Here is a 21,059-nt window from a genome sequence, read left to right on the forward strand (position 1 = left end):
ATGCCGTTCGAATGTGCCGGATTGAATGAGGAATCGCGATGCAGGTTGAAAAGGTGGATACGCTCATCATCGGCGGGGGGCAGGCCGGGTTGGCGATGAGTGAGCATCTCGGCAAGCGCGGCGTGCCGCACCTGATCCTCGAGCGGCACCGGATCGCCGAGCGCTGGCGGTCGGAGCGGTGGGATTCGCTCGTTGCCAACGGGCCGGCCTGGCATGATCGGTTTCCGAGCAAGACATTTGCCGACATCGATCCCGACAGCTTCGCTGCCAAGGACAAGGTCGTGGCCTATTTCGAGGAATTCGCCAAACAGATCTCGGCCCCGATCCGCTGCGGCGTCGAGGTGAAGGCGGTGCACCGCAAAGAAGACGGGTCCGGCTTCCTCGTCGAGACCTCGGCCGGAAGCATTGATGCAGCCAACGTCGTGGCAGCGACCGGACCGTTCCAGCGTCCGATCATCCCGGCCGTCGTGCCGGCGGAGACGGGCATCCTGCAGATCCATTCCAACGCCTACCGCAATCCAGGCCAGTTGCCCGAAGGTGCCGTGCTGGTGGTGGGGGCGGGGTCTTCCGGCGGGCAGATCGCCGACGAATTGCTGCGCGCGGGAAAGCGAGTCTATCTGTCCATCGGCCCGCATGACCGGCCGCCCAGGACCTATCGCGGCAAGGATTTCTGCTGGTGGCTGGGTGCGCTGGGCCTCTGGGATGCCAAGGCGCGCGAGCCTGGGATGGAGCATGTCACGATCTCGGTCAGCGGCGCCTATGGCGGCCACACCGTTGACTTCCGGCGCCTTGCCGCGCGCGGGATGACATTGCTGGGACGGGCGGGGATGTTCAAGGACGGCGCGCTGCATTTCGCGCCTGATCTGGCGCGCAACATCGCGCAGGGTGATGCGAACTATCTCTCCGTGCTGAATGCGGCCGATGCCTATGCGAAGAAGAACGGGCTCGATCTTCCGGAAGAGCCGGAGGCCCGCAAGATGGAGCCGGATCCTGCCTGCGTCACCGATCCCATTCTTGAGCTCAACCTGCGCGAGGCTGGTGTCAACTCGATCATCTGGGCGACCGGCTTTGCCCTCGATTTCAGCTGGCTGAAGGCGGGCACATACGACGCCAAGGGCGTACCGCTGCACCAGCGTGGCGTCTCCGAGGTACCTGGTCTCTATTTCCTGGGGTTGAGCTGGCTGTCGCGGCGGGCGTCAGCGTTCATCTGGGGCGTCTGGCACGATGCCGACTATCTGGCGGAGCAGATCGCCGCGCGCCGATGACACACGAGGCACCGCGCCGGGATCACCCGGCGCGGTGGGATGGCTTAGAAGCGGAAGCCGATCGTGGTATTGATGATGCCTTCGTCCATATCCCGGTTGAACGGGATGTCGTAGGCAAGCTTGGCGATGAAGGGGCCTGAGAGAAGGCCAACTTCCGGACCGGCGATGAAATCATCGTTGAAACCCGAGCCATAGAGATAGCCGAAGTTACCGCCGATATACGGACGGAAATCGTCACTATCGCCCATGGTGAAATCCAGGCTGGCGACAGTGCGTCCGCCGAACCCGTCATTCGGCGTGTCGAAATGGTAGAAGCCGGCCTGCTCAGCGCCCACGGACAGCCAGGGCATGACAGGAACATCGACTGCGAAATTGAGGCCGCCAAGATGGCTGGTATGGCCGGCCTCATCTTCCAGATTAAAGCCGTAGAATCCACCTAGGCTGAAAATGCGATCGTGCTTCTTCTGGGGTGGCGGTGCCGCCTCAACGGGTGCGGGGGCAGGTGCCGGTGCTGGCGCCGGGGCGACCGCCGCGACCAGGGCCGGCGGCTGGTCGATCACGATTTCGACACGACGGTTGGCCTGTTCCGGCACCCCGTCAGGTGTCGCCACTGCGAGGTCGGTCTCGCCCACGGCTTCGCTGGTCAGCGCCGTAGCAGGTACGCCCTGGCGCAGAAGTTCGTCGGCGACTGCTTGTTCGCGACGTTCCGACAACGCTTGGTTATAGGCTGAGTTGCCCGAGGTATCGGTGTGGCCGCGGACTGCAATGCGGGCCGATCCGCTGCGCTGGAATTCCTGTGCCGCAGCTGCAATCACACCGAGAGCCTCGGAATCAAGGGTCGCCTGGTCGAATGCGAAATGGACGACAAAGGCGCCCGCATTCGCCTGGGCTGTTTGCAGGAGGGCGGAGTCCTCGGCCATCGCTGCGCCTGTCGAGGACATCAAGCCAACGACACATAGGGCCAAAACGCGTTTCATTGAATTCTCCTGCTACTCATGAAGGCAAAACTAGAAGCGGAGAATTTCCCCCATGCGCAAAAGGCGCATGACGCCAGCAATCGCAAAATGGTTGGCCAGGGTCGGTTACCGCTACGATCTGTTAACCACGGAGGCGCGGATTTGTTCCAGGCGAGCTAGCACAGTCTTTCCAACGCGCTGTCCGTTCAGCAGGGCATGCCCAGGAACTGAAGCCCAGCTGTCGGGCTATTCCGGCAGGTCGGAGATCGTGTTGAGCGCCCGTTGCAGCGACGTTGGCTTCGCCTTGGCGCCGAACGAGTCCTTGAAGATCTTGCCCACGGCGTCTGAGCGATAGAGATGGCTGACGGCGCGGTCCACCGCGAGGCGCAGAGCATTGTCGCGATGGGGCAGTCCCAATGCATAGGGTTCGATCGTCAGAAACTGTCGGCGAGAAGCAGTTTCTGCGGCAAGGTGCGGGCGTCCAGCAAGTACATCAGGATGGTACGGTCGGAAGGATAGGCCGAGACCTCACCGGCCTCCAAAGCAGCAAGGCCTTCGTCATGGGTCTTGGCGAGGACGACATCCGCCGACAGCTTCCTGTCCTTCAGGGTGGTACGCAACGCCACCTCAGTCGTGGTGCCGCCGAGCACGCCAACCTTCTTGCCGGCAAGTGCCTCAAGGTCCTTTGGACCGTCACTCTGAATGGCGAGGCCCGCACCGCTGACGAAGGTGGGCAGCGAAAGATAGATGGCCGCGCGCTGGATCAGGTAGTTGTCGTGGCCTCGCAGAGGAGGTCGGCGTCGCCCTTTGCGATCGCGTCGAAGCGGTTCTCTGCCGTCACCGGCATATACGCGATCTTGGGATCTGGCAGTTTCAGATCGACCTTGATCTGCGCAGCAACGGCCTGGCAGAGCGCCACGGAGTAGCCGGTGTAAGCACCGTCCGTGCCCTTGGATGAGAAGGGGGGAGCATCGGCCCGGACTGCAAGGCGGATGGTCGCGTCCTTCTTGATCTGCTCCAGCACATCGGCTGACGCCGCGGCGGCTGCCGTCAAAACAAGGGCGTCGTGAGGGCAAGAGCATGCAAGCAGGTGAAGCTGACCGTCATTTCGTACCTCCCGTTTCAAGTGCCGGCAATTGTGACATCAGTCCTTCATGGCGATCGTTCTGACCGTTGAAGTTTGGGAAACCGCCGGTGGCTGCGCACTATCCCTAAATGGTGCTCCTGACGTTCCCAACATGTTCCCGCAATTTTAACACTGTGACGGCGCGCACAGTCTCGGCATTTGGCCGTCGCGCGCCTTGAACCTTTTGTCACTTGACCCACTTGGAGGCCCAGGCCCCTAGCTGCGGAGTGCGCCATGAACATCATCAACAGTTACGAAGACACCCTTCAGGAAGCAAAGTCAGGCCACCGTCTGGTTGCGAGCGCCTGGAGTTTTGTGTCGTTTGTGGTGATCGGGAGCCTGTGCGTCTCGCTCCTGAGCTACATCTCGTAGGCATCAGGCGGGTTTTGTCTCGTCGGTATCTTCCTTGGCGCCGGACACCTGGTCCAGGAATGCCATATCGGCAATCACACCTGCGAGATTGAAATTCTCGGTAATGATACCGTCCGCATTGGCTTCGGTGAAATCCGTCTTGACCAGGCGGCAATCGGCGATGACGGTCGGATAGACCGCATCCTTGGCCCCTTGCGCTTGATGATCTCGGGACTGAGATCAGCGTTCCGGAAAATTGTCCCTTCGAGATTGCTCTCGGTGAACTTGGCACCGCACAATTCGGCCGACGTAAGGTCGGCGCGCGTGAGATCGGTGCGGGTGAAATTGGCAAGATTGCTCTTGGCACCGCGCAGAATGGTGCCGCGCAGCTTCGCGTCCGTGAAGGTGGCGCCGGTGAGCTTTATGCCTGCGAGGTCGAGGCCGGAAAGATCGGCGCCCGAAAAATCCGCGCGCTGGCCTTTCTCGCCACCCGTCTCCACCCATTCACTATGCGACTGAATCAGCGCCTTCAGGCGCCCGATGGCATCGGGCGAATCATCGACCAGCAGGGCATGCGACATGTCGACATTGCGCGCCATGGCCGTGGACAGGTCGACGCCAAACAGGTTGGTATCCTTCAGTGTCACGTGGTCGAGCTTGGCGCCGGTGACCTTGGCATGATCCAGCCTGGCCCCACTCAGATCGCTGCGCGACAGATCTGCGCCGCTGAGGTCGGCTCCCTTGAGTTGGGTGCCGGTGAGATCGGCGCCTTGCATTTCGGCGTTGCGCAGGCTGGCGCCGCTCAGATTGGCATTGCGGATGACGGCCCCGTTGAGCTTGGCGCGCTCAAGATTGGCGCCGCTGAGATTGAGCTCGTTCATTTCCGAATTGTCGCGGTTGCCCTTGCTGCCGCCTTCGACCAGGAGTGATCCACTGCGCAGATCGGCGCCCGATAACTGGGCCTTGCTGAAATTGGCGCCTTTGAGCTGAGCGCCGCGCAGATTGGCATCCTGGCAGTTCGCCCCGGTGAGATTGCTGCCGGAAAGATCGGCGCCAAACAGATCGGCGCCATCAAGCTTGGCGTCGGACAGGTCGCAATTCACCAGGCGTGCCCCCACCATCTTGGCGCCCGTCAGGTTCACGCCGCGCAGGGAGGCGCCCTCCAGGTTGAACTTGTTGAGATCGACCCGTCGCCCGCCCTTTCCTTGGCCAGCCATAGCCTGTGTGCGGCAAGTGCGCCCCAGAGTTCGTCGACGTCCATGCTTGTGTCCACAAATCCGCTCTATTCGATGGCCAGGACGAGCGCCAGCTTGTCCTCATGCTTGATGATGGATTTCTTGGCCCGCTTGGCGACCGGGATCTTGTTGCGGATACAATGGGTCAGCAACAGGGCGCCAAGTATTTCACTCTTCAGATTGATGGTTCGACCGGCCGCATCTGGACCGCCTTTGACCACGGCGGAGATTTCGATGTCCGGTGCATCGGTGATGGTGATGCGGCCGAGCATCTCCTTTTCCCCGATTTTTTCGGTGGTAATGAGGTACTGGAGCAGTGCCGTAGCAAGTTCATCCATCGAGAAAGTCAAGCGACGCCATTCCGATATCATCTCTCTACCGCACCTGATGTAAATGGTCTCCCCAGCGACTCCCCGGTCGCACACTCAGCGTACCTAGCTTTTGCACAAAGTAACGTGTGAAATGAGCGATGTGAAGTCACCTCGCGCCGTGGGAGAGTTCACTGGTCGAGATTGACCGTGCCTGTCGCCCGAGTCGCCACTGCGTTTGCCAATCCTATCCCCCTGAAACAAATTGGCTATTGATTGCCTGCCGTTGACGCCATCGTGGTTTGTGGACCGCGCGAGGCTGTTTCAGGCGTGGCGGAAGGTGCCGGAGCTGCTTTCCGGAGCTCTTTGAGACCACCCCTTGAACGATCGCATGATCCAGATCAATGGCGCGCCAGGTTGAAAGGTCGAACATGCGAGCTTCTCGGGAGATGTGTCATGCCGTTTCGAGACAGAATTGACGCCGGTCAGAAGCTCGCCAAGGCCCTTGAGAAGTTCGCGGGCCAGGACGTGGTGGTCTATGCCCTGCCGCGCGGCGGCCTGCCGGTCGGCTTCGAGGTTGCAAAGGCCCTCCGCTGCCCCCTCGACATCATTCTGGTGCGCAAGATCTGCGCGCCATTCCAGCCGGAGCTGGCCCTGGGGGCCGTGGTGGATGGCGATCATCCGGAGATCGTTCTCAACGACTTTGCCAGGAGGCTGGAGCCGAGCGAAGAGGCGATCAACGCAGCGGTCGCGTTGGAGTTGAAAGAGATCGCGCGCCGTCGCGTAATTTATCTGTGCGGACGCGCCCCGCAGCCCGCCGAGGGCCGCACGGCGATCCTGATCGATGACGGGCTTGCCACTGGCGCCACGGCTCGCGCCGCCATTCGTGCCTTGCGTCGCCAGCATCCAGCGCGCCTTGTCCTGGCGGTGCCCGTGGCGTCGACTGAAAGCATTTCAGAAATGGCGGCGGAGGTCGACGAAGTGATCTGCCTGGAGGCGCACGAAGATTTCGACGCTGTCGGCGCATATTACAGAGTCTTTGATCAAGTGACCGATCACGAGGTCGTTGCCATTCTAAGCGAGGCGCATGCGCGCTGTCAGCAACCGGTCGGACGATAGCCCATTACTGCTTGGCCTCGCGCGTGAGGATATCGGTCAGCCGGTCTCCGGCCAGCGCAATTGGACCCGAATTGTCGATCCTGATCAGGGAAGGATGTGAGACAGTCACGGCCTCGGCACGTTGCAGGCGGGCGTCGATCTCGGTCAGTGACTCGCGGCCACGATCCAGCAACCGTTGCCGCAGGCGAGCTATGGGGACATCGATCAGGATGGGCAGCAAGTCCGGCAAGCGGGCTGCGGCAGTCGGCAAGTAGGCACGGGAGCCATTCATCACCACCGTGAGGCCGCACGACAACCAGTGCCTGACCTCAACGCCTACCGCATAGCGAACACCGTGTGCGCCCCAATCCAGCATAAACAGCGACTTGTCGCGGCGGAGATCATATTCACCATCACTGAGCGAGACATAGTTCTCGTGCCCGAGTTGCGCCGGACGGGTTACATAGCGGTGAGCGACCAGAACATCATACCGTCCGTCTAGACGCTGGCGGGCGTGATTGAGCACGCTGTCCTTGCCCGAACCGGACGCCCCCATGAGATAAACCAACCGGCCTGACGACATTGCTGAGCCTGCCTCTTTGCAGAATGGATCGGGCTAAAGGGCAATTTCCCATATCATCGGGACAACCTGACCGGATAGTTTGATCCAGGTCAAATGGTGTGGGGCAAAAGCCCCGCAAGCTCCCCAATATCGCAAGAACAGGGATGCCCCATGCTGAAGCTGCGTCGCGTCGCCATCGACACCTACCATGAAAACGTGGCCTATTTGTCGCGCGATTGCCCGCTCTATCGGGCCGAGAAGTTTCAAGGCTTGGCGAAGATCGAAGTCTCGAAAGATGGCCGGTCGATTCTCGCGGTGCTGAATATCGTGGATGACCCCAATCTTCTCGGACGCGACGAACTTGGTCTGTCGGAGCAGAGCTTCCGCCAACTGAACATCCCCGAAGGTCAAACCGTGACGGTGGCACAGGCAAGGCCCCCGGCGAGCCACGAGGCGATACGGGCGAAAGTGTTGGGGCAGAGCCTTAACGATGCCGAATTCGAGGCGATCATTCGCGACATCGCCTCGAACCGCTATTCAAAGATGGAAATCGCGGCATTTTTGATCGCTTCCGCGAGCTTCCTCACCACTGGCGAGGTCCTCGGCCTGACCAAGGCGATGGCCGCGGTGGGCAACCGGCTGACCTGGCCGCAGCGCCCGATCGTCGACAAGCATTGCATCGGCGGCATTCCCGGGAACCGCACCTCGATGATTGTCGTGCCGATCGTGGCTGCCCATGGCCTTACCATCCCGAAGACGTCGTCGCGGGCCATCACCTCGCCGGCCGGAACTGCCGACACCATGGAAGTGCTGGCAAGAGTCGAAATCGGCATCGACGAGATTCGCGAAATCGTCGGAGCGGTAAAGGGCTGCATCGTCTGGGGCGGCCATGTCAATCTTGCCCCAGCTGATGACATTCTCATTTCCGTCGAGCGGCCCCTTGGCATCGACACACGCGAGCAGTTGGTGGCTTCGATCCTGTCCAAGAAGCTTGCCGCTGGCTCTAGCCATCTCATCATCGACATTCCGATGGGGCCGACAGCCAAGGTGCGCACCCATGTCGACGCCATCCGCATGCGCAAGCTGTTCGAGTTCGTAGGTGACCAGTTGGGATTGACCCTGACGGTGGAAATCACCGATGGGTCGCAGCCGGTGGGATATGGCGTCGGCCCGAAGCTTGAGGCGCGGGATGTGATGCGTGTGCTTGAGGGCCAAGCGGACGCGCCGCAGGACCTGCGTCAGCGATCTTTGCTGCTGGCGGGACATATTCTGGAGTTTGACCCCGCTTTGCGTGGTGGACATGGCCGTGACCGAGCCCGCGAATTGCTGGATCCGGAGCCGCGGCCAGGAAGATGGCGGAGATCATGAGGGCGCAAGGCGCCAGCCCATCGCTGACTGATCTCGGTCCACTGACCCATGAGGTAGTTGCGCCGGCCGATGGTACCATCGGAAGTATTGACTGCTACCGCATCGCGCGCCTTGCGCGTATTGCCGGCGCGCCTTCAGACAAGGGTGCCGGCATTGATCTCTTCAAAAAGGTCGGTGACCCGGTTGAAAAGGGCGAACCTCTTTATCGAATTCACGCCGCCCATGCTACCGACTTCCGCTTCGCGACAGGAATGGCAGCGGAAGGCACTGGCTATGAACTCAGCGGTAGCCTAGGGTAGAAATCAGCAATTTCACTTGGGCCTTGCGCGGTGGTGCCGTCGTATCCTGCCCCATCTGGAGGGAACGAGGCATGCCAAATCGACTGCAGGAATTGGCTGACGAAATCATCAGGCTCCATGCCGAACTCGACCGCGAGATCGAACAGCGACGCAAAGCGTTAGGCTGGAACGTCAATAAAAAGTTTATCGAGTTCGAGCACGGGATCGTGCTGCAGCACAGACGTTTGCGCAAGACCGTGGGCGTCTTCATTGCGCAGGCGCCGATCGGATACATGCTGAGCGTGCCGATAATTTACTCGTTGATCGTGCCTTTGGTGCTCGTGGATCTGTGGGCCAGTCTCTATCAGGCGATCTGTTTTCGGATCTATCGCGTTCCGCAGGTCAGGCGAGCGGATTACGTAACCTTTGATCGACGGCACCTTGCCTATCTCAACTGGATAGAGGCTTTGAACTGCGTCTATTGCGGCTATGCCAATGGCGTCATCGGCTATATCCGGGAAATTGGCAGCCGTACCGAGCAGTTCTGGTGTCCAATCAAGCATGCTTTGCGGGTTCCGGATCCGCATCAGCGCTATTACGAATTCCTGGAATATGGCGACGCAGATGGATATCGCGCCCGGCTTGAGGAGTTCCGGGATAGGCTGCGGAACGGCGAAGCCGCCTAGAATGCCGGAATCAGCACGGCGGCACCGCGGATGGTGCCGTCGCGTAGATCGCTGAGGGCTTTGTTGGCTTCTGCCAGCGGGTAGGTTGTGGTGTGGGTCCTGATGGGAATCCGCGGGGCGAGGGCCAGGAAGTCGATACCGTCCTGACGCGTCAGATTGGCGACCGAGACGATTTCCCGTTCATGCCAGAGCAACTCGTAGGGGAAAGCTCGGTATGTCGCTCATATGGATACCGGCACACACCACCCGTCCGCCAGGACGTATGGCCCGTAACGCCATGGGCACGAGGGCGCCGACCGGGGCGAAGATGATGGCGGCATCAAGTGGCTCGGGCGGGATGGCGTCAGATGGCCCGGCCCAGTCGGCACCGAGGTCGCGGGCAAAGGCCATCGCCGTGTCATCCCCAGACCGCGCGAAGGCATAGATCGCCCGACCTTCATACTTTGCCACCTGGATGACAATATGGGCGGCAGCGCCAAAGCCATAGAGGCCAAGGCGCCGGGCATCACCTGCCTTGCGCAACGCACGGTAGCCGATCAGGCCGGCGCACATCAGAGGAGCCGCTTCGGCATCGCTGTAAACGGCCGGAATCGGCAGGCAATAGCGTGCATCCGCAATCATGAAGTCGGCATAGCCGCCGTCGCGTTGATAGCCGGTAAAGGCAGCTGACGCGCAGAGATTTTCACGCCCGGCACGGCAGTGGTCGCAGATGCCGCAGGTATAGGCAAGCCAGGGCACCCCGACGCGATTGCCCGATTGTAGTTCCTCAACATCGGAACCCAGGGCCACCACCGTGCCGATGACCTCATGGCCCGGAATGCGTGGTAGCGATATGGCAGGTAGTTCTCCATCGACGACATGGAGGTCGGTTCGGCAGACACCACAGGCATGAATCCTGATGAGCACATCGCGTCCGGTAGGGGTGGGCCAGATCCGTCGTTGCCCCACCAATGGCGCATTGCATTTGGTGAGGACCATGGCCATGCCTGCTGATTGCTCGCCGGTAGCGGGAGTTGTCACCTTCATTCAGATAAACCTCGCGTGGCATGCAGAAAATCCAGCACCGCTTTGGCGACAGCTTCTGGGGCGCCATTGGCATCCATTCTGTACCACCGCATATCGCCTAGGTCGTAGGCCAGTTGACGCTCAAGCACAGCGACATCGGCGTCCGAAGCATCGGTCCGGCGGGCGCCGATGCGGGCACGCATTGTCGCTGGAGCTACGTCAAGCCAGATACCGCTGAAGGTGACATCATGTCGGCGTGCAACGGCCTCGATCTCATCGCGCTCCTCGGGTCTTGCGGCGACAGCGTCGACAATGACACTTTGGCCGTGCTGCAGGGCTGAGTGAGCGCGCGCGCAAACCGCGGCATAGACCTGACGGCTGACCTCAGGCACGTAGCTTTCGGCTGGCAGGGCCTGTTCCGGCGGTACATGGAAAAGTTGCTTGCGAATGATGTCGCTGCGCAGGATGCGCGCGCCGGCAGCTAGGCCCATCGTACCGGCGACGTCGGCGGCTATGGTGGATTTGCCGCTGCCGCTCAAACCGCCAATAGCGATAAGCCGCGCCGGAACAGGTCGCAGCAGTTCGATGGCCAGTTCGAGATAGCTTCTTGCTTCGGTCAGGCGTTCCCGCTGATGTTTCTCATCCGCCCCTGCGGCCGCCGCTGTGACATGGGCCCTGACGGCAGCGCGCAGCGACATGAAGAGTGGCAGCAATGGCAGGCCGTCCTCATCACCGGTAAGGTCAAGATAGCGGTTAAAGACCTGGCCGCATTGTCGCCGCAGGCCTCGATGCCGCAGATCCATCAGTAGAAACGAAAGATCGTAGAGCACATCTATGCAGGAGATGAGTTTGCTGAATTCGATGCAATCGAACAGAGTGGCCTGGCCCTCCACCAGACAGATATTGCCGAGATGGAGGTCGCCATGGCATTGCCGAACCCGGCCGCTTGCCCGGCGATGGTCCAGCAGGGCTCGGTATCGATCAAGGCTTGCCTGGGTCAGTGTACGCAGGATGTCCGTTCGGCTGATCGAGGCGGGATCGCTCAGCGTGCGGCGCAGGTTTTCGTCATTGATATCGAGGACCGCGGCAACGCCGGCGGCTCCGCCATATTCTGTATCGATCTCTGCCGCGGCGTGGAAAGCGGCGATACGATCGGTGAGTTGGCGGAGCAGGGAGGGCGACAATGCGCCCTGCTCGGCGAGATTGTTAAAGAGGCCCTCCTGTGGGAAGCGGCGCATGACAACGACCCAATCCAACGTCGCGCCGGCACCGCCGAATTGCAGATCGCCGCGCGAATTTCGGACGATTGGCCGTGCATCGAGGTAAAGGGAGGGTGCTGTGCGCCGGTTGAGCGCCAGTTCGGCGGCACAGGCACGCCGGCGGTCATCGACGGTTGAATAATCGAGGTAGGAGTATTTGACCGCCCGCTTCAACTTATAGGCAAGGTCGCCCGCGAGAATGATGACGGAGGCATGGGTGGTGATAGTCTCGACCGTAGTTACCCCATCTGGATAGCTGCCGGGACGCGACAGGAAATCGATGACGGCGGTCTGGTCATCTGTCGCCGACATAAGAGCTTTCCGATCTCGTGAGATGTCTCCGACCTGACATTGACCTAGCGCAATGCAGCTTGAGACCCGGAACACTAGGTTAATGAGGTTCAAACAGGAGGTGAAGCATGAAACGCGCGATTGCTGCAGCAAGTCCGGGGAAGAACAAGAACAAGCGCATCTGGGTCATCGTCGCAGATGGCGGCCATGCGCGCATTCTGGAGAGCGAGACCGCCCATGCCGGCGTGTCCGTGCGCCTCGACATTTCCTCCGATGCGCGCCTGACCGGCGGCAAACTGGCTTCGGGTCCATTGCCGCGCGGCCAGGAAAGCGTTGGCTCGGCGCGCCATGGTATCGAGCCGCGCGTTTCGCTGAAGCAGCATGAAAAGGACCTCTTCGTCGCGCGGCTGGCGGACTACCTGAAAGGTGGCCGTGGCCGGTTCGACCAGCTGGTCGTGGTGGCGCCGAGCAAGATCGGGGCGGCCCTCCGCGCCGCGCTGCCGGCGGCGGTGGCTGCCAAGATCGTCATGACCCGCAATTCGGATATGACATGGATGTCCGTGCCGGAGGTTCTTGGCCGCCTCGGGCCGATTGGTACGCAGATCAAGAAGTCGCGCGAGGGCAGCTAAGGGCGGTCGCGTCCGTAGACGTCGTCACGGAAATGGACCGTCCCGTCGGGGTCGACCCAGGCGGTGTCATAGACCAGGTGAACGGGGATCGGCCGGCTGAGCCTGATGCGCTCGGTCCGGATTTCGGCGAGGCGTGCCGCCAGCCCTTCCTCGTTCCAGCCGGGTTCCTTCAGCAGTAAATATCGAGCCAGTTCAACGGCATTGGAGAGGCGGACGCAGCCATGGCTGAGGTGGCGCTCGGCCTCGTTGAACAGCGACGGCGCGTTGGTGTCGTGGAGATAGACGCTCTCGTCATTCGGAAAGACGAATTTCACCTTGCCGAGCGGGTTCCTTGGCCCAGCGGCCTGCCGGATCATGCCGTCGACCCAGCGCATGTCATGATCGGCGAGGTAGCCGGCATCGCGCTTGATGCGGGGCAGCAGTTCCAGCTGGGCGATGCGGGGTGGCACGGTCCAAGTGGGGTGGAGCACGATCTCGTTGATGACGCTGTTGAGCAGCGGCGTTGGCCAATTCGGTCGGCCGACGATGACCCGGCGCTCAAAGACCGTCTGGCCGTTTTCAACCAGCCGGTAGGTCGCGGCGGCGACGTTGACGGCGATGTAGCGGTCGTCCCATTGCCGGTGACCGACTTGAATAAGCTTCAGATTATGCTGGAGCTGCGCGATGCGCTGGTCGATGGGGATGTTGAGGGCCGCGAGGGTTTTGGAACCCACGATACCGTCTTCCTCAAGCCCATGGCGATGCTGGAAGTGCCGGACCATGGTGGCGAGATCCGGGTCGAAGAGGTCGCTATCGGTTTGATCCAACAGCCGGTTGCGGAGCTCGAAGATCCGGGCGTCGCGGTCGCCCGGGCGCAGCGTCCGGCCTTCCGGCACCAGTGGCCAACCACCCGCGGCGGCGATCGCCTGATAGGCGGCGATCACTGTGACGAGGCGCGCCTGGTCGTCCGGTAAAGTCTTGATTTCAGGCGGTAACGCGGCCGGCGGGGCGACGGCTTCCAGCACTGGTGGCGGGGATGGTGCCGCCGTCACCGGCACCGCGTTGGAACAGGCTGCGAGACTGGCGGCGAGCAGGAGGACGATCGATGATTTGTTCATGGATCGCCACTCTGCTTGCCGGGACCGGCCGCCGTGTTGAGCTAGATCAAGCGGTATCCACCATCACCAGTTCGGCGTCTTCGAGGGCGGTCACCTGGATGACCGGCTCGTGCTGGATGGCCGCACCGTCGCGGGTTGAGACCTTGATTCCATTGACATTTACGACACCCTTGGAGGGGACGAGGTAGCCGAAGCGCTGGTCGCCCAGGGCGTATTCCGCCGTTTCGCCGGCCTTCAAACTGGCGCCCAGGACCCTCGCGTCGGCCCGGATCGGGAGGGCGTCCGTGTCGGTCTCATACCCGCTGGCCAGCGTCACGAAGCGGCCAGACCGGTCGGCTTTGGGGAAGGGTTTGGCGCCCCAGGCGGGTGCCGCACCCCGCTGGTTGGGCAGGATCCAGATCTGGAAAATGCGCGTGGTGGTGCTTTCCAGATTGTATTCCGAGTGCCGGATGCCGGTGCCGGCACTCATCACCTGGACGTCGCCAGCCACGGTACGGCCTTGATTTCCTTGGTTATCCTGATGCGTGATGGCGCCTTCGCGGACATAAGTGACGATCTCCATGTCGGCATGGCCATGGGCCGGGAAACCACTGTTGGCGGCGATGGTGTCGTCGTTCCAGACGCGCAGCGCCCCCCAGCCCATGCGGGCCGGGTCATAGTAGTTCGCGAACGAGAAATGGTGCTTGGCGTCGAGCCAGCCGTGGTTGGCGGCACCGAGGGAGGCGAGGGGGCGAAGGTCGATCATGATGTCAATCCTTGGGGGATATTGTCGTGTTTTCGGGGGATAATGACGAGAAGATGGGGGATATTGATCGGCATTAAAATAGAAATTAACGAAACCTATTGTTTCTGATATTGATCTAATGGGTCACACAGTCCCGGACGAGCGATGCGCCGCATTCCCGATTTTGAAGCCTGGGCGATCTTTGCCAAGGTCGCCTATATGGGGTCCTTCTCGCGGGCTGCGGAGGACCTCGGTCTCTCGAAGGCGACGGTGTCGAAAGCCATCACGCGGCTGGAGGAGATGCTGCTGACGCCGCTGTTCCACCGCACCTCGCGCCGGCTGTCCTTGACCGAGAGCGGGCGGCTCGCGGTTGAGCGGGCGGAGCGGATTCTGGCTGACGGGTTGGCCCTCGAAGCCGATGTCGGCGCGCGGTCGCTGGCGCCATCGGGCCTCGTGCGCATGGCAGCCCCGATGTCGTTCGGCATAGCGCATCTGGCCCCGGCCCTGCCGGACTTCTTCGCGCTTTATCCCGATATCCAGATCGAGCTCAACTTCAGCGACAGCCAGATCGATCTGGTGAGCGACAATTACGATCTTGCCTTGCGCATCGCGACGCTGGTCGATTCATCGCTCATCGCGCGGCGGCTCTGCGAGGTGCGCATCCTGCTGGTGGGATCGCCCGGCTACTTCCGGCAGCATGGTTATCCGCAGCATCCGCAGGATCTCGGCGCGCATCAGGCGCTGTTCTATACGCTGGGCCGCTCGCGCGATGCCTGGCAGTTCTTCCATGCGGAGCAGGGCGATTACACGGTCACGGTGCGTTCGCCGCTCCGGGTCAACAACGCCGATGCGCTGATGCCGGCGCTCCATGCAGGCCTCGGCCTGGCACTGCAGCCCGAATTCCTGGTCTGGCGCGATCTTGCCACCGGCATGCTGGAGGTGGCGCTGCCGGAATGGGCGCCGCGTCCCATCTCGCTCAATCTGGTGACGCCGCCCAGCGGCATCCGCCCGGCGCGGGTCGAGGTGCTGATCGATTTCCTGACGCGGCGCTTTGCGAAAGCCCCCTGGGCTTGGGACGGAAAAACGGGCAGCATGCGTGCCTCAGCGTGACAAAGGACTCGCCATGTTGCACCGGCTGATCGTGCTGCTCTGCCTGATAACGGGATTGCTTGGCGCCGTCCCGGCGCTTGCCCAGTCGGTCGCCGCGCCGGCGACCGAGGCACCGCCGCAGGTGCAGGAATTGCTGCGATTGCTCGATGATCCAGTGATCCGCGACTGGGTGGCAGCGCAGAAGGCGCCAGCCGCCGGCGTCGCCCCGAGCGGCGTCGAGATGTCACCCAGCAGCTTTATGGACAAGCGGCTGGCTGACATCCGCCTGCATTTTACGAACCTGATCGTTGCCGTGCCGCAATTGCCTGGTGAGTTCGCCCGTGCCCGCGACATCCTGATGGTCGAGTTCGAGGATCGCGGCATCATCCGGATCCTGTCGCTGATCATCGGCTTCCTGGCACTGGGCCTGTTCGTCGAATGGCTGTTCCGGCGGGCGACACGGAACCTGCAGAACTGGATCGTGACCGTGCCGCTCGACACGGTCGGCGATCGCCTGCGCGCCGCCGGCATCCGCCTGTGCTTCGGCCTGGGGTTGGTGATCGCCTTTTCAATTGGCAGTGTCGGCGCCTTTCTCATCTTCACCTGGCCGCCACTGCTGCGCGAGATCGTGCTGGGCTATCTCAGCGCGATACTGGTGCTGCGCATCGCGCTGGTGTTCGGCCGCTTCGTGCTGGCGCCGGGGGGCGAGCGTTTTCGACTGGTGCCGATGAACACGGCAGCCGCCTGGTTCTGGTATCGCCGCATCGCTGTCGCCATCGGCTGGCTGGCCATCGGCTGGGTGACAGTGGGGCTGCTGGGCACGCTGGGCCTGTCCATCGGCGCGCGCGGTTTCATCGCCTATCTGCTGGGGCTGATGCTGCTGGCGATCGGCATCGAGGCCTGTTGGCGGCGGCCGCCTTCCTCGCTGCACCCGGACCTCACGCCACCCCAGGAACACCGGCGCCTGATAAATTGGCTGGTGACGGCCTATTTTATTGCCCTGTGGCTGCTGTGGGTCGCGTCCGCGATGCCAAGCTTCTGGCTGTTCGTGGCGGTTGTGGCATTGCCGGCGGCGATCACGGGGGTCAAGCGCGCGGTCAATCACATCCTGCGCCCGGCGGGTGCGGCCAGTGCCGCCGGCAGCGCACCCGGTGTGGCGGAGGTGTGTCTTGAACGCGGCTTGCGCGCGCTCCTCATCATCGCGGCGGCCTTGCTGCTGGCCAAGGCCTGGCATATCGACCTGGTCGCCATGACCATGCAGGACAATATCAGCACCCGCATCGTGCGTGGGTTGCTGAGCGCCATCGTGATCGCGCTGGTGGCGGAGTTCCTGTGGCATTTTGTCCGCGCCCTCATCGATTCCAAACTGACCGTCCCGGCCGGTAGCGGGCCCGTCGACAGCGAGGCGGTGCGCAAACAGGCCCGCTTGCGCACCTTGCTGCCGATCCTGCGCAACATTCTGTTCGTGATCATCCTGGTGATCGCGGTCCTGATGGTTCTCTCCTCCATGGGGATCGAGATCGGGCCGCTCATCGCCGGTGCCGGCGTGGTCGGCGTCGCGGTCGGCTTCGGTGCGCAGACGCTGGTCAAGGACGTGATCAGCGGCATGTTCTTCCTGCTGGATGACGCCTTTCGCATCGGCGAGTACATCCAGAGCGGCAGCTATAAGGGGACGGTCGAGTCCTTCAGCCTGCGGTCGGTCAAGCTGCGGCATCATCGCGGGCCGCTCTATACCGTACCGTTCGGCGAGTTGGGCGCCGTACAGAACATGAGCCGCGACTGGGTGATCGACAAGTTGACCATCGGTGTTACCTATGACACCGACCTGGAGAAGGCGCGCAAACTGATCAAGGAGGTGGGCAAGCAACTCGCCGCCGATCCGGAATATGGACCGAATATCCTGGAGCCGATGAAGATGCAGGGTGTCGAACAGTTCGGCGACTATGCGATCCAGATCCGCATGAAGATGATGACCAAGCCGGGTGAGCAATTCGTGATCCGGCGGAAGGCGCTGGCCTTGATCCGGAAGACCTTCAACGAGAACGGCATCAATTTCGCGCAGCCCACCGTGCAGGTCGCGGGTGGCGGCGAACATGTGACATCGGCCGCCGCAAAGCAGGTGCTGGACCTTGCCAGCGCCGCGCCGAAGGAGGCGTGACAGCTACGGTGCGTGCGACGTTGGTATCAGCGCGCGCGATGGCTTGACACTGTCATGGGCGCTGGGGCAATAAGACATATGGGAGGACAAAAAATGGCCGAGGCGGAGCGACGCCTTCGCGCCTGCCAAAAACGAGTTTCGCTCCCGGTCACGTCATCGTCACAAGGGCGATGGCGACAGATCGGTATCTGTCATGGGAGGAGACAAGCGTGCTCATCAAGCGCGAGCCCGGTCGGCCGTTTCTGCGTCGCACCGTTCACAACCAGATCCTGCATGAAGTCGGCGAGCGGATTCTGCGCGGCGAGTTCATGCCGGGCGACATCCTGCCCAGTGAAAACGCCCTGTCCGACGAGTTCAAAGTGAGCCGCCCGGTGATGCGCGAGGCGATCAAGGTGCTGGCAGCCAAGGGGCTGGTGGACCCGCGCCCCAAGATCGGTACCCGCGTGCGCGGTCGCGAGCAGTGGAACATGCTGGACCCAGACATCATGACCTGGAGCTTTGCCTCGCGCGAGGCGGAGCAGTATGCGATCCATCTGTCGGAAATGCGGCGGGTCCTGGAGCCAGAGGCGGCGGCGCTGGCGGCCCTGCGGGCAAGTCCGGCGCAGGTGGCGCAGATCGCCTCGTCCTATGCCGGCATGGAAGCCTCGCCGGAGGATACGCAGGAGCATTTCGTCCACGATCTGCGCTTTCACCAGGGTGTCCTGGAGGCGACCGGCAATCCCTTCATCGCCTCGACCGGCCATGTGATCGAATCCGCTCTGCTGTTCAGCTTCAAGCTCGCCAGCCAGATCGAGGGCGCGCGCACGGATCGCTGCCGCGCCACCGCGAGGTTCTGCGGGCGATCGAGATCCGCGATGCCAGTGCCGCCCGCCAGGCGATGCAGTTGCTGCTCGATGAGGCGTGGGGCGTTATCGAGGAGTTCATGCAGAAGCGCGACGCGGCACTCAGCGAGACGGCGGCGCCGGGACTGCTGGGTTGAGGATTTCTTCAGGACCGGCGCAGTCATCTCGCCGGTCATGGTTCCGGGGCGAAACAGATGACCAACAAAGTATGTGGAGGAATGATATGAGCTTTCGCGTAAAACTGCTGTCGGTCGCGGCCATTGGCCTAGCCTTGAGTGCCGGCTCCGCGCTGGCGGACACCACCAGCGCCAAGATCGCCTTGTCCAACAACTATGCCGGCAATTCCTGGCGCCAGGCGATGTTGAAGAGCTGGGAAAAAGTCACCGGCCAGGCCGTCAAGGACGGCATCGTCGCCGAGGCCTCGGCCTTCACGACGTCCGAGAACCAGGTGACGGAACAGGCCGCGCAGATCCAGAACCTGATCCTGCAGGGCTATAACGCCATCGTCATCAACGCGGCCTCGCCCGACGCCCTCAACGGCGCCGTGAAGCAGGCCTGCGATGCCGGCATCATCGTTGTCTCGTTCGACGGCATCGTGACCGAGCCCTGCGCCTGGCGCATCGCCGTCGACTTCAAGCAGATGGGCGCCATCCAGCTCGATTACCTCGCCGAGCGCATGCCGGACGGCGGCAATCTCCTCGAGATCCGGGGCCTCGCCGGCGTGTTCGTCGACGATGCCATCCATTCGGGCATCGAAGCCGGTGTCGCCAAGCACAGCCAGTTCAAGGTCGTGGGCTCGGTCCATGGCGACTGGGCGCAGGAAGTGGCGCAGAAGGCGGTTGCCGGCTTGCTGCCGTCGCTCCCCGAGGTGAAGGCCGTGGTGACGCAGGGTGGTGACGGCTATGGCGCCGCCCAGGCGTTCAAGGCCGCCGGCCGCCCGACGCCGCTCATCATCATGGGTAACCGCCAGGACGAGCTTGCCTGGTGGAAGGAGCAGAAGGATGCCAACGGCTATGAGACCATGTCGGTCTCGATCGCGCCCGGCGTCTCGACGCTCGCTTTCTGGGTGGCACAGCAGATTCTCGATGGCAAGGAAGTGCCGAAGGATCTGACCGTCCCGTTCCTGCAGATCAACCAGGCGGATCTTGAGAAGAGCCTGGAGACCACGGAAAAGGGCGGCGTCGCCAATGTCGAATACTCGCTCGAGGATTCGCAGAAAGTGATCGCAGGCAAGTAAGACTGTTACCTTGGGCACGCGCATGACCGAGACCACCGGAGAGATCGTCAATCTGGCGGGCGTCGCCAAGAGCTATGGCGCTGTGCGCGCTTTAGCCGGCGTCGATCTCACGGTGCGGCCGCGCGAGTGCCTGGGACTGGTCGGGCATAACGGGGCCGGCAAGTCGACCTTGATGGGCGCACTTGCCGGCACCCTTGTCCCGGACCGGGGCAGCATCGCCGTGGGCGGTGTCGATCTCTCCGATAACTATTCCGTGGTGGTGGCGCATCATCACGGCATTCGCTGTGTGTTCCAGGAATTGTCGCTGTGCCCGAACCTGACAGTGGCCGAGAATGCGCGCATCTTCCATCGCAATCTCAAGGGGTTCGGCTGGAAGAAGCGGGCGGCGAAGCTCATCCAGGACAAGCTTGACGAGATTTTCCCGGGCCACGACATTCTGGCCGGCGATATCGTGGGTGACCTGCCGATCGGTCGGCGCCAGATGGTGGAGATCGCCCGCGCCTTTACGGTGACCGATGCGCCCTTGCGCCTCGTCATCCTCGACGAGCCCACCTCGTCGCTGGATGCGGTGACGGCGGAACAATTGCTGGGCTTCGTGCGCCGCGAGGTGCAAAGCGGGCTCAGCGTCATTCTCATTTCCCACATGCTGGGCGAGGTGCTGGGGGCATCGAGCCGCATCGTGGTGATGAAGGATGGCGGTGTGGTCGCGGCACGGGCCGCCGATGCGTTCACCAGGGATTCCCTGGTGGCGGCGATGGGCACGGTCGCTGCGGCGAAATCCGAGCAGCAGATATCGGCGCCCGGATTCCGCAAATCCGGTACCGCGATGATCGATGCGCGCCCGGCGGCGCAGATGGATGACCGGAAGCTCATCGCCCATAAGGGCGAGATCGTCGGCCTCGCTGGATTGGCCGGGCATGGGCAGACGCGCATGCTGCTGCAGATCTTTTCGAATGCGAAGAAGCGCTACACCGAGACCAAGGTCGCGGCCCCCGTGGCGCTCATCGCGGGCGACCGGCAGAGCGACGGTATCTTTCCGCTCTGGTCGATTGCCGAGAACATCACGGTGGGGTCGCTGGGTCGCCTGGTGAAGCGCCTGCTGATCGACCGCGACGCCGCGCGCGCGATGGCGGAGAGCTGGCACCAGCGCATGCGCATCAAGACGCCGGACATGGACCACAACATCCTGTCGCTCTCGGGCGGCAACCAGCAGAAGGCCTTGTTCGCCCGCGCGCTGGGCTCGGATGCCGAGATCGTGCTGATGGACGATCCGATGCGCGGCGTCGATGTCGGCACCAAGCTCGAGGTCTATGAACAGGTAAAGGCGGAGGCGCAGGGTGGCCGGACCTTCCTGTGGTACACGACGGAGATCGAGGAATTGAGCAATTGCGACCATGTCTATGTGTTTCGCAACGGACAGATCGTCGATGACATACCGCGATCCGAGTTGACCGAAGAGCGCGTGCTGCGCGCCTCGTTTCATGAGGCGGCGTGA

General features: G+C 62.3%; 20 protein-coding genes and 2 pseudogenes. 11 read left to right on the forward strand and 11 right to left on the reverse strand.

The features are described from left to right. Window positions 1-38 precede the first annotated feature (38 nt). Window positions 39-1,265 (forward strand): NAD(P)-binding domain-containing protein, encoded by a 1,227-nt coding sequence (locus IPK59_01100; GenBank protein MBK8157454.1) that lies wholly within the window; start codon window positions 39-41, stop codon window positions 1,263-1,265. 44 nt (window positions 1,266-1,309) lie between these two features. On the opposite strand, the gene IPK59_01105 is transcribed toward IPK59_01100, so the two are convergent. The 4 genes from IPK59_01105 to IPK59_01120 form a co-directional block, all read right to left on the reverse strand. Then, the gene (locus IPK59_01105) at window positions 1,310-2,185 is read right to left on the reverse strand and encodes an OmpA family protein (protein MBK8157455.1); all 876 of its coding nucleotides are present in this window, start codon (window positions 2,183-2,185) and stop codon (window positions 1,310-1,312) included. 282 nt (window positions 2,186-2,467) lie between these two features. After that, on the reverse strand, window positions 2,468-2,638 hold the full coding sequence (locus tag IPK59_01110) for a hypothetical protein (protein ID MBK8157456.1): 171 nt from the start codon (window positions 2,636-2,638) through the stop codon (window positions 2,468-2,470). Between the two features lie 17 nt (window positions 2,639-2,655). Beyond that, window positions 2,656-2,871 carry a hypothetical protein gene (locus IPK59_01115; GenBank protein MBK8157457.1) on the reverse strand — a complete coding sequence of 72 codons (216 nt, stop codon included), beginning with the start codon at window positions 2,869-2,871 and terminating at the stop codon, window positions 2,656-2,658. A 113-nt stretch (window positions 2,872-2,984) separates the two neighbouring features. After that, window positions 2,985-3,347 (reverse strand): transporter substrate-binding domain-containing protein, encoded by a 363-nt coding sequence (locus IPK59_01120; GenBank protein MBK8157458.1) that lies wholly within the window; start codon window positions 3,345-3,347, stop codon window positions 2,985-2,987. Window positions 3,348-3,581: 234 nt separating this feature from the next. Between IPK59_01120 and IPK59_01125 the strand changes: the two genes are divergently transcribed. Then, complete coding sequence (locus IPK59_01125) at window positions 3,582-3,719, forward strand: hypothetical protein (GenBank protein ID MBK8157459.1); 138 nt, start codon at window positions 3,582-3,584, stop codon at window positions 3,717-3,719. A 74-nt stretch (window positions 3,720-3,793) separates the two neighbouring features. Here the strand turns inward: IPK59_01125 and IPK59_01130 are convergent, their stop codons facing one another. Beyond that, the gene (locus IPK59_01130; protein MBK8157460.1) at window positions 3,794-4,915 is read right to left on the reverse strand and encodes a pentapeptide repeat-containing protein; all 1,122 of its coding nucleotides are present in this window, start codon (window positions 4,913-4,915) and stop codon (window positions 3,794-3,796) included. A 65-nt stretch (window positions 4,916-4,980) separates the two neighbouring features. Beyond that, window positions 4,981-5,271, reverse strand: coding sequence for a hypothetical protein (locus IPK59_01135; protein ID MBK8157461.1), 291 nt, complete (start codon window positions 5,269-5,271; stop codon window positions 4,981-4,983). Window positions 5,272-5,697: 426 nt separating this feature from the next. Between IPK59_01135 and IPK59_01140 the strand changes: the two genes are divergently transcribed. Beyond that, on the forward strand, window positions 5,698-6,360 hold the full coding sequence (locus IPK59_01140; protein MBK8157462.1) for a phosphoribosyltransferase: 663 nt from the start codon (window positions 5,698-5,700) through the stop codon (window positions 6,358-6,360). A 4-nt stretch (window positions 6,361-6,364) separates the two neighbouring features. Here the strand turns inward: IPK59_01140 and phnN are convergent, their stop codons facing one another. Next, the gene (phnN, locus tag IPK59_01145; GenBank protein ID MBK8157463.1) at window positions 6,365-6,922 is read right to left on the reverse strand and encodes a phosphonate metabolism protein/1,5-bisphosphokinase (PRPP-forming) PhnN; all 558 of its coding nucleotides are present in this window, start codon (window positions 6,920-6,922) and stop codon (window positions 6,365-6,367) included. Window positions 6,923-7,072: 150 nt separating this feature from the next. Between phnN and IPK59_01150 the strand changes: the two are divergent. Both IPK59_01150 and IPK59_01155 read left to right on the forward strand, forming a co-directional pair. Next, a pseudogene (locus IPK59_01150) lies at window positions 7,073-8,568 on the forward strand (thymidine phosphorylase family protein). A 71-nt stretch (window positions 8,569-8,639) separates the two neighbouring features. Continuing rightward, complete coding sequence (locus tag IPK59_01155; GenBank protein MBK8157464.1) at window positions 8,640-9,233, forward strand: hypothetical protein; 594 nt, start codon at window positions 8,640-8,642, stop codon at window positions 9,231-9,233. Here the strand turns inward: IPK59_01155 and IPK59_01160 are convergent. Then, window positions 9,230-10,217: pseudogene (locus tag IPK59_01160) on the reverse strand (zinc-dependent alcohol dehydrogenase family protein). The gene IPK59_01155 and the pseudogene IPK59_01160 overlap by 4 nt on opposite strands. Before the next feature lie 38 nt (window positions 10,218-10,255). Further along, a complete protein-coding gene (locus IPK59_01165) occupies window positions 10,256-11,809 on the reverse strand; it encodes an AAA family ATPase (GenBank protein ID MBK8157465.1) in 1,554 nt (517 codons plus the stop codon). Window positions 11,810-11,916: 107 nt separating this feature from the next. On the opposite strand from IPK59_01165, the gene IPK59_01170 reads away from it, so the two are divergent. Next, window positions 11,917-12,417 (forward strand): host attachment protein, encoded by a 501-nt coding sequence (locus tag IPK59_01170; GenBank protein ID MBK8157466.1) that lies wholly within the window; start codon window positions 11,917-11,919, stop codon window positions 12,415-12,417. On the opposite strand, the gene IPK59_01175 is transcribed toward IPK59_01170, so the two are convergent. Both IPK59_01175 and IPK59_01180 read right to left on the reverse strand, forming a co-directional pair. Continuing rightward, window positions 12,414-13,514 carry a L,D-transpeptidase family protein gene (locus tag IPK59_01175; protein MBK8157467.1) on the reverse strand — a complete coding sequence of 367 codons (1,101 nt, stop codon included), beginning with the start codon at window positions 13,512-13,514 and terminating at the stop codon, window positions 12,414-12,416. The genes IPK59_01170 and IPK59_01175 overlap by 4 nt on opposite strands. A gap of 46 nt (window positions 13,515-13,560) precedes the next feature. Beyond that, window positions 13,561-14,259 (reverse strand): pirin family protein, encoded by a 699-nt coding sequence (locus IPK59_01180; protein MBK8157468.1) that lies wholly within the window; start codon window positions 14,257-14,259, stop codon window positions 13,561-13,563. 144 nt (window positions 14,260-14,403) lie between these two features. Between IPK59_01180 and IPK59_01185 the strand changes: the two genes are divergently transcribed. The 5 genes from IPK59_01185 (at window position 14,404) to IPK59_01205 (ending at window position 21,059) form a co-directional block, all read left to right on the forward strand. Beyond that, on the forward strand, window positions 14,404-15,348 hold the full coding sequence (locus IPK59_01185) for a LysR family transcriptional regulator (protein MBK8157469.1): 945 nt from the start codon (window positions 14,404-14,406) through the stop codon (window positions 15,346-15,348). A 13-nt stretch (window positions 15,349-15,361) separates the two neighbouring features. Next, entirely contained in the window at window positions 15,362-17,485 is a 2,124-nt protein-coding gene (locus tag IPK59_01190; GenBank protein ID MBK8157470.1) for a mechanosensitive ion channel family protein, read from the forward strand. Between the two features lie 209 nt (window positions 17,486-17,694). Continuing rightward, window positions 17,695-18,525 carry a FadR family transcriptional regulator gene (locus IPK59_01195; GenBank protein ID MBK8157471.1) on the forward strand — a complete coding sequence of 277 codons (831 nt, stop codon included), beginning with the start codon at window positions 17,695-17,697 and terminating at the stop codon, window positions 18,523-18,525. A 25-nt stretch (window positions 18,526-18,550) separates the two neighbouring features. Next, window positions 18,551-19,564, forward strand: a complete 1,014-nt coding sequence (locus IPK59_01200; GenBank protein MBK8157472.1) for an ABC transporter substrate-binding protein — start codon at window positions 18,551-18,553, stop codon at window positions 19,562-19,564. Window positions 19,565-19,586: 22 nt separating this feature from the next. After that, window positions 19,587-21,059 (forward strand): sugar ABC transporter ATP-binding protein, encoded by a 1,473-nt coding sequence (locus tag IPK59_01205; GenBank protein ID MBK8157473.1) that lies wholly within the window; start codon window positions 19,587-19,589, stop codon window positions 21,057-21,059.

The sequence above is a fragment of the Rhodospirillaceae bacterium genome, from assembly GCA_016712715.1.
In the GTDB taxonomy this organism is placed as follows: Bacteria; Pseudomonadota; Alphaproteobacteria; order Dongiales; family Dongiaceae; genus Dongia.